General features: G+C 43.9%; 5 protein-coding genes. 4 read left to right on the top strand and 1 reads right to left on the bottom strand.

The genetic code is table 11. The features are described from left to right. Positions 1 to 122: 122 nt before the first annotated feature. A complete protein-coding gene (locus LBQ00_05455; protein ID MDR2018303.1) occupies positions 123 to 1,250 on the bottom strand; it encodes a metallophosphoesterase family protein in 1,128 nt (375 codons plus the stop codon). Positions 1,251 to 1,653: 403 nt separating this feature from the next. Here LBQ00_05455 and LBQ00_05450 point away from each other — a divergent pair, with 403 nt between their 5' ends. The 4 genes from LBQ00_05450 (at position 1,654) to dnaG (ending at position 7,632) form a co-directional block, all read left to right on the top strand. Continuing rightward, the gene (locus tag LBQ00_05450) at positions 1,654 to 2,943 is read left to right on the top strand and encodes an adenylosuccinate synthase (protein MDR2018302.1); all 1,290 of its coding nucleotides are present in this window, start codon (positions 1,654 to 1,656) and stop codon (positions 2,941 to 2,943) included. A gap of 119 nt (positions 2,944 to 3,062) precedes the next feature. Then, positions 3,063 to 3,596, top strand: a complete 534-nt coding sequence (locus LBQ00_05445; GenBank protein MDR2018301.1) for a GatB/YqeY domain-containing protein — start codon at positions 3,063 to 3,065, stop codon at positions 3,594 to 3,596. A gap of 17 nt (positions 3,597 to 3,613) precedes the next feature. After that, complete coding sequence (locus LBQ00_05440) at positions 3,614 to 5,914, top strand: Smr/MutS family protein (GenBank protein MDR2018300.1); 2,301 nt, start codon at positions 3,614 to 3,616, stop codon at positions 5,912 to 5,914. Further along, entirely contained in the window at positions 5,911 to 7,632 is a 1,722-nt protein-coding gene (dnaG, locus tag LBQ00_05435) for a DNA primase (protein ID MDR2018299.1), read from the top strand. Before LBQ00_05440 ends, dnaG begins: the two co-directional genes overlap by 4 nt. The last annotated feature ends 794 nt before the right edge of the window (positions 7,633 to 8,426 follow it).

The raw sequence follows: 8,426 nt of genomic DNA, 5'->3' as shown, positions 1-8,426 counted from the left end.
GACTCTCCTGCGCGTATAAACTTGCAGAGAACAATCTCCAGGTCATCGTCCTTGAAAGAGGTGACTTTCCTGGCAGCAAGAACGTGACGGGTGGCAGGATTTATCTTCTTCCTGTGGAGACGTTAATCGAGTAACGGGAGAGGCTCGCGCTGAATGTGGGAGAAGGTGATCTCATATCTAGGCAAATCAATAATAACGTAGTCCTGATCATTTTTTATATCTCCTGGGTTAAGAACCACAATATTTTGCATCTCATCCAGGAATGCATTTTGCGTAAACCCTGTAAGTATAAAATTTGTCTCAGGATTTGCCTTTAATATGCCACTGGTTATGGAATAAGTTTCGGCCTCGCTCTTACCGAGGAGCTTTCTGCTTAACGTTAAATCCACCAAAAACCTGTATCCGTTGATCTCGACTATGGGCGGATCAATGGGGATAAGCATCCAATTGTCAGGCTGACGCGCTTTTCGTTCTTGTTCGGGCCGTAAATAGTAGAATACCTGAAAATCGGAAAGCACATCCAATCCGACATCTTCGGAAGATATATTGCCACAGTGAATAATGTGCGTAACGCCTGCCTCTCGAAATTTCCCTGCCAGCTTCCGCCAAAAACTGGGATTCATTTCCGAGACGTCAAAAGAATCGGAAATTACCCCAAGCCTGAGAGGCTTTTTCACGGGCAGAGGATATTTTATCCTGCTGAACACAATCTCACCGCTGTCGGTGTCCACCGTGGCAAACTCATAGCCTCCGGCATCACCAAAGGCGCCTTCAGTTGCCCCCGGATTTATGAAACTGATGAGAGGAGATTCGATTAAAGTTTGATGATGCATATGACCAGCAAACAGATATCTCACATTGTTATGATCTTTTCGAATTTCATACATCTTCGTGTAAATCTCACCCTTGGACGACTTCCAGTAATCATATGACAACTTGTGGCCGACATAGGCGCTGATTTTTCCGATTTGCACGATCCGTTTTCCTGGACGGGTAAATCGCCAGTCAGGCGGCTCGGCCCCGGGACAAAGAGAATCAGCCCTTCCTTCCGCACAATCAGTTTCCTGCTCGTCCGTCAAGGCACAGATTACCGGCAGATTCCCAAAAAATTCAGGATTAACGTGTTCAGGAATTATGTCGCCACAATGGATAATCAGATCAACCCCTCTCGGCAAAAATTCTTTCCTGACTATGTACTGCAAAGCCTTCATTTTATCTTCGTGAGTGTCAGAGATTATCCCGATTTTCATGCATACCTCTTTTAATTGTAACACCAACCACGATGAGTTGCAACAGAAAGGCTTCGATGGTACTTTTGCTCATGATCCTGGGGACCATCGTTCGGAATACCCGGTTTTGTGTCTGAGTATAGTCGGTTGGATCTAAGGTAGTTATATTATATATGGGCTGTATGCGTTTGATTTTTTGAAATGGCCGACGCTTTATCAGCCTTCGATAGGTGCATGCTTCCTCTATCTATCCTTTTTGGGCCGGGCAGACGTGGTCCTCTGATGTGAGCGTCTCATAATTATGGATAACTGGGAGGATACCATCTTGTATAAATTTCCAAGTGTTGATTTTATTTGATTTTGCCTTCCAAGGTATATTAGAAATATACGTTTGCTTATCTCAAGAGAGAATTGGAGAGGAAATATGCCTAACGTAGGAGTAGTGGGAATTCAGTGGGGGGACGAAGGAAAGGGCAAGATAATAGACATGCTTAGCAACTACGCCGATGTGGTTGTGCGTTTCCAAGGTGGAGCCAATGCCGGACACACGATTGTGGTAGGCGATCAGAAGGTAGTGCTTCACCTCCTCCCGTCTGGCATACTCCATGAGAAAAAATATTGTGTTATCGGCAACGGCGTGGTCCTGGACCCTGATGTATTCGAGAAGGAAATTGAGGAATTGAAAAGCCTTGGTTATCTGAGCGATGATAAGAAACTCCTCCTAAGTCATCTTGCTCATGTCATCATGCCTTATCACAAAAAACTGGATTCCCTGAGGGAAGCAAAAGGCAGAAAAAAGATAGGAACAACTGGAAGAGGTATCGGTCCTGCTTATGAGGACAAAATGAGCAGGCTTGGCATAAGAGTGATTGACCTTTTAGATAAAAAAGTATTCTCCGAGAAAGTGAAACAGAACTTGGAGCTTAAAAACTTTGTGATCAAAAAATATTACAAAGATGAAGGCTTCAGTGCAAGAGAGGTCATAAAGTCCTTCAACGGATACAGAAAGGTTCTGAAGAAATACGCTGCCGATACGGCAGGTTTCCTGCACACAAACATAGAACAGGGAAAGAATATACTCTTTGAAGGGGCTCAGGGCACGTATCTCGACATCGACCATGGCACTTACCCTTATGTGACTTCATCTAATACCGTGTCGGGAAGTATCGCGTCTGGTTCAGGAACGCCCCCCACGGCGCTCAATTATATACTCGGCATCTGCAAGGCATATACTACCAGGGTAGGTGAGGGACCGTTCCCTACCGAACTCGAAGACGATGAAGGCCTCAAGTTGAGGGAAGTTGGCGGTGAATATGGGGCCACTACCGGCAGGCCGCGCAGATGCGGGTGGTTTGACGCCGTGATTGTAAAAAGGGCACTCAAGGTGAATGGTGTAAATGGGTTGTGCCTCACGAAACTCGACGTCCTTGATTCGTTTGATACGATCAAGATATGCGTCAGTTACAAGATAGGGAAAAGATTCCATAATTCTCCGCCCTTGAGTGTTGCCGATTATGAGCGTTCAGAACCGCAGTACGAGGAAATTGAGGGATGGAAGACGCCGACAACACACATAACCAGATATGAAGCCCTGCCTTTGAATACAAAAAAATACCTGCAAAGACTGGAGGAATTACTCCATGTCCGGATTGATATAGTCTCGGTGGGACCTGATCGTGAGAACACCATTGTACTCAGGAATCCGTTTTTGTAGGAAGTTACCTTTAACAAATCTATTGACTTCGGCAGGAAATTACGTTTAAATAGAGCAATTCAATACTCATATTTTTTTATTTTATACTCAAAGGAGGGGGACACGGATGCCTGCCGTAAGTGTATGCGAAAGGAAGCCCTTCGAAGGGTACCCTCACAAGACTTAGGAAACAAGACGGGCAGCCAATAAGGTCTTTATTAACAATGGAATATAAAACCATGATTGAAGAAGGTCTGAAGAAGGCTTTAAAAGGAAGAGACCATGTACGCTTGTCTCTGTTCCGGATGATCTTGACCTCTATCAAAAATAAAGAAGTTGAAAAAATAGGACAAATAAACGAAGACGAGTTTTTCTCTCTCATCAAAACATCCATAAAGCAACATATTGAATCGATAGAAAATTTTAAGAAAGGGCAAAGAAACGATCTGGTTGAAAAAGAGGAAAAAGAACTTGAAATATTGAAAGAGTTTCTTCCTTCCCAGCTGACGGAGGAGGAAATGGCAAAGGAAATCGAATGGGCGATTGAGGAAACTGGAGCAAAAGATAAAAAAGATATGGGGAAAATCATTAAAACTATCCTTGGGAAGTATCCCGGAAGAGTGGATGGAAAAGTATTGAGTGAAATGGTGCTTAAAAGACTATCTTCTAAATAAGATAGTCAAAGCCCTTTATGGTTGACAAAACCCTATCATATCTTGATTACATAAAATTACTCAACATTTTAAAAAGCTATTCGTCGACACATTTTGCCGATGAGATGATAAGCGGACTGTTGCCCTTGAGTGATCCCAGCGAGGTGATGGAAAAACAAGAAAAACTGGGGTCAGTTCTTGAAGTTATCAAATGGGACGGAAAGATCCCTCTCTCAGACATCCCAGATATAGATGATTTATCAAAGAGGCTTTCGGTCCGCAATACCGTGTTGGGATCAGAAGATTTTATTCTTATTTCCCATTTCTTGAGTGCATGCGATGATATCTCCTCTTTTCTTAGGAAGACTCATGTGAGAGGGCCATACACGGAAGAGGTGCTTGAGGCTCTGAGGCCGCTTCATACTGTGAACTCCCGAATAATGAAAACCATAAACGTGGAAGGATTTATTGAAGATACCGCCTCGTATGAGCTGTCAAAAATAAGGTCTGATCTTTTCAGTCTGAGAGAGCGAATAAAGAAAAAGTTTGAAAGAATCATGGACAGGGAAGCTGTTCGCCCTGTATTGCAAGATACGTATATAGCGATAAGAAACGGCCGATATGTAATCCCTCTGAAGCCTAATTTTAATGAAGCCCTGAAAGGCATTGTACACGACTATTCCCACTCATTGAAAACCTCATTTACAGAACCCATTGAGTGCGTCGAATTAAACAATTCCATCAATGTCCTGGAAGAGGAAGAAAGGGAAGAAGAGAAGAGGGTTCTCAGTGAGTTGACGGATTTCGTGAGAGATTCTGTGGGCGATCTGGCCATCAACATGCACATCCTCAGGAATCTGGACTTTTATCATTGTCTTGCCCTCTTCAGTCTGGAGTTTGGGTGTGTGAGACCAGAAATCAGCGTGGGAGGGTCCCTTGAGATAAAGCAAGCCCTAAATCCCTTTATTGTGCTTTCGAAGCGGGAAAGAGCGGTTCCCATAGATGTGATTATGGGCAGCGATAAGAAGGCAATGATAATAAGCGGTCCCAATGCAGGCGGCAAAACCGCCGCTCTTAAGACGATCGGCCTCTTGTCCGTGATGGCTCAGGCCGGCCTTTTCATTCCGGCGGCAGGCCGACCGCTCGTACCCATTGCCTCTCACATATTCGCGGTTATGGGCGACGAACAGGATATTTCGATGGAGCTGTCAAGTTTTACAGCCCATATGCAAACCATAAAGGAATTGTTCTACCGGTCAAAAGGTGACGAACTTGTGCTCATTGACGAAATCGGCGGAGGAACGGAACCACAGGAAGCCTCGGCTCTTTCCATGAGCATCATCGACGGATTTGTAGGAAAAGGGTGCAGAGTGGTTGTTACAACACACCTTAACCTCCTGAAAGCGTATGGTTACACGAAGCCATTTGCCCTAAATGTCGCCACAGAGTCCGATAAAGACACAATGAAGCCAAAGTATAGACTTGTTTACGGGATCGCGGGCTACAGTAATGCGATCAGCGTAGCCAAGAGTCTTGAGCTGCCTGCAAGCATTATTGAGGCCAGTTACGGATACTTGGGAAAGCAGGAGCACATGTTGAATGATCTAGTCATGGCTCTTGAGTTAGGGGGAAAGAAAATTGAAGAAGAACAGAAGAAATTGGCCAGGCTTAGAGAAGAGGCTAAAAAGAGACTCCGCCTCCTCAAGGATAACCGGGAGAAGTACTTAAAAAAGATTGAAGATCAATGTGAGTCTCGCATGCGTGAAGTTGAAACTGAGATAGAAGAAATACGCAGAGAACTTGAGAAGAAAGAGAAAATGGCGACAAAGACCGCCAAAGAACGGCTTAAAACACTAAAAAACAGAGTAGATGGCAAGACGCCCGCCACAGCGCAGGCCACGCAGAATATTCAAGTCGACGATTATGTTAGAGTCCGCACGTTGGGGACCAATGGGTATGTACTGAAAACTGACGAAGAAGGTATGTGTGAAATTCAGGTGGGCAATATCAGGACAAAAGTGCCCATGGGGCAACTTGAGCGAGTAGCGATTGAGCGAAAAGTCCTGTCTGGTAAAAGCGTTCAGATTGCCGCTCAACCCATAGCGGAAGCTGAGTTGAATCTTATCGGTATGCGAGTCGAGGAGGCCATGGAAGAACTCGACAGATTTATAGATAGGGCAATACTGCAAGGCATGCCACGAGTACGGATATTGCATGGCGTTGGCACGGGCAAACTGATGACAGCGGTCAAAAAACATCTTCATGGCGTAGACTACGTAAAATTAAAGAGAGATGAGGGAAATACAAATGCAGGCGTAACGGTGGTAGAACTGCCATGAGAACCAATATCGACCAGGTCCTTGACAAGATTAATATTCTTGATGTCGTTTCTCAGTATGTCAAATTAAGGAAAGCAGGTAAGGATTACATAGGGTTATGTCCATTTCATAAAGAAAAAACACCTTCATTTACTGTAAGTATTGATAAACAAATATATTATTGTTTTGGTTGCCACGAAGGTGGCAATGCGATCAATTTCATAATAAAGTATGAGAATCTTAGTTTTCAGGAGGCTCTGGAAGCCCTCGCCGGTCAGTACGGAATCAAACTGGAGCAGGCAGGGAATACAAAGAGGCCCAAACAGCATGATGCCCTTGCAAGACTGGTGGAACACTATCACGATTGCCTGAAAAGCAATCCTTCAGCGCTTCGGTACCTTTCGGATCGTGGCCTCAATCAAGATGGGATTAATGAATTCAAGATTGGTTTCAGCGACCGCCAAAGGTACAGCATGAGAGGTTTTCTCAAGAGTGCGCACATACCTGATGACATTCTTCTTGGGACAGGAATCCTGAGAATGAAAGATGGTGATATCTACGATATTTTCAGGGGCCGGATCGTAATCCCCATCTTTGATGTGACTAGAAAAGTAGTCGGGTTCGGGGCGCGTGCCATGGAGAAGGACGCAATTCCCAAGTATATTAACTCACCAGAGTCTTCCATATTTTCGAAGCGTTTTTCTCTCTTTGGAATAGATAAGGCAAAAAAGTATATTACGGAAAAGAATGAAGTTTTTATTGTGGAAGGCTACTTTGATCTTATAGCGCTTTATTTGAACGGCATTAAAAATGTGGTCTCCACTCTTGGAACATCAATTACCGAAGGACAGCTCTCTAAGCTCCGAAACTACACTGAAAATATAACCCTCATGCTTGACGGAGATGAGGCGGGAGTAAAGAGTGCCTTGAGGCTCATAGGGATCCTTTCGGAAATGGATATTAACGGGAGTATGATCGTGCTTCCAGACGGGCATGATCCTGACAGTTTTGTTCGTGAAAAAGGAACGGGGGGTTTGGACACACTTTCAGAGTGCAAAAAACCGATTCTTGATTATTTCTTTGACTATTATATGGCAAGATGCAAGCTCGATAAGCTTGAAGGCAAACTGACCTTTATAAAGACGGTAACACCTCACGTTGAGACAATACGGGATGGGATCAAGAAAAGGCTTTATATACAAAGGCTCTCGGAACTGACCGGTGTAGAAGAGGAGCACTTTTTCGACAGTTTTAAGGGAACGACCACGACGGGGCAAGTTTCAAAGCCTACGAGAAAGGATACGACGAATATTATTGAGAAAAGGGTGGTAGGGGTCCTGATAAACAATCCGTCGTTAATCCATGCAATGAACGGTAGGGAGGTGATAAAACACGTAAAGAATGATGATATAAAGGAAGTTTTGAAAAGAATGTTTGAATATTTTGAGGAAAAAAAACAGTTGGAGATCAACAGCTTTATCGGATTGCTAGACAATACCAATTTGAGAGATTTCGTAGTTCAGTCGGCTCTTGATGTGGCCGAATGCGATGAGACGGAATCAAAGAGAATCCTGTCCGACTATCTTAAACATGTAGAGAAAAAATACATGAAAGAAGAGGCGGAGCGGATAACCGAAAGATTGTCGGAAGCTGAAAGGAATGGTAACGATAAAAAAGTTATGGAACTTCTCCAGCAAAAAAAACAGGTATTGGCATTTATAAAATCACATTTTGTATAGCGGGGGAACCATGCCTGAAAAGACCAGAGGTTTTTTTTCTTATGATAGAAGCCTGAAAGACGGAGATTTCTTTATTCCTATGTCGGACAAAGATAAGCCGGAAAGCATGTTTGATGAGATTGAGCTTTTCGATATGGAAGCAACGGAGAATGACACAGGCATTGTTGAACCGGGTGACAACCACTGTGTCATGGAGGAAAACCTTGAAGGGGCAATAGAAGACAACTTAACAAATCCCATCCGGCATTACATTAGAGAAATGGCCGGTATGACGCTCCTTGCAAAAGAAGGAGAAAAAGAGATAGCCGTCAAAATGGAGCAGGCGAAAGAAGAAATCAAGCAGATCATCCTTTCTTTTCCGGGGACGGTCAGAGAATTGCTTGCCGCCTTACCTTCTCTAAAATCAGGGAAGATGAGCATCCAGGATATTACGATGGAAGTCGATGAAGAAGAGAGTGATTCAGAAGTAGAATTTCAGCGAAATCGGGTAATAATCCTACTGGATAGATTGAAGGAGATCAATGATCGGTATAAATCTGCTCAGGCGACCAATAAAGCGGCCGTTTCTGCGGAGATCCATACTATTATTGCCGACATAAACCTCGGTAGGAAGATTATCGAAAGAATAGTGCAACGGATGAGGCGCTATGTAGACAAGATCGAAATCCTTGAAAACGATCTGCAGAAACAAACTGGCACGAAGATGATCCGAAGAAAGCTTGAGATGGTGCAAGCAGAAATGGGAATGGACCCAGAAGAACTCAGAGAATATCTGAAGAGAGTGGAGAAGACTG

Source organism: Syntrophobacterales bacterium (assembly GCA_031274925.1).
GTDB lineage: Bacteria > Desulfobacterota > Syntrophorhabdia > Syntrophorhabdales > Syntrophorhabdaceae > PNOM01.
The sequence above is the reverse complement of the archived record's forward strand: the minus strand, read 5'-3'. Positions and strand labels throughout refer to the sequence as shown.

Bases quoted from the DNA above. Each gene is read 5' to 3' on its own strand.
- LBQ00_05455 (MDR2018303.1), bottom strand. From the start codon at position 1,250: ATGAAAATCGGGATAATCTCTGACACTCACGAAGATAAAATGAAGGCT.
- LBQ00_05450 (MDR2018302.1), top strand. From the start codon at position 1,654: ATGCCTAACGTAGGAGTAGTGGGAATTCAGTGGGGGGACGAAGGAAAG.
- LBQ00_05440 (MDR2018300.1), top strand. From the start codon at position 3,614: ATGGTTGACAAAACCCTATCATATCTTGATTACATAAAATTACTCAAC.
- dnaG (MDR2018299.1), top strand. From the start codon at position 5,911: ATGAGAACCAATATCGACCAGGTCCTTGACAAGATTAATATTCTTGAT.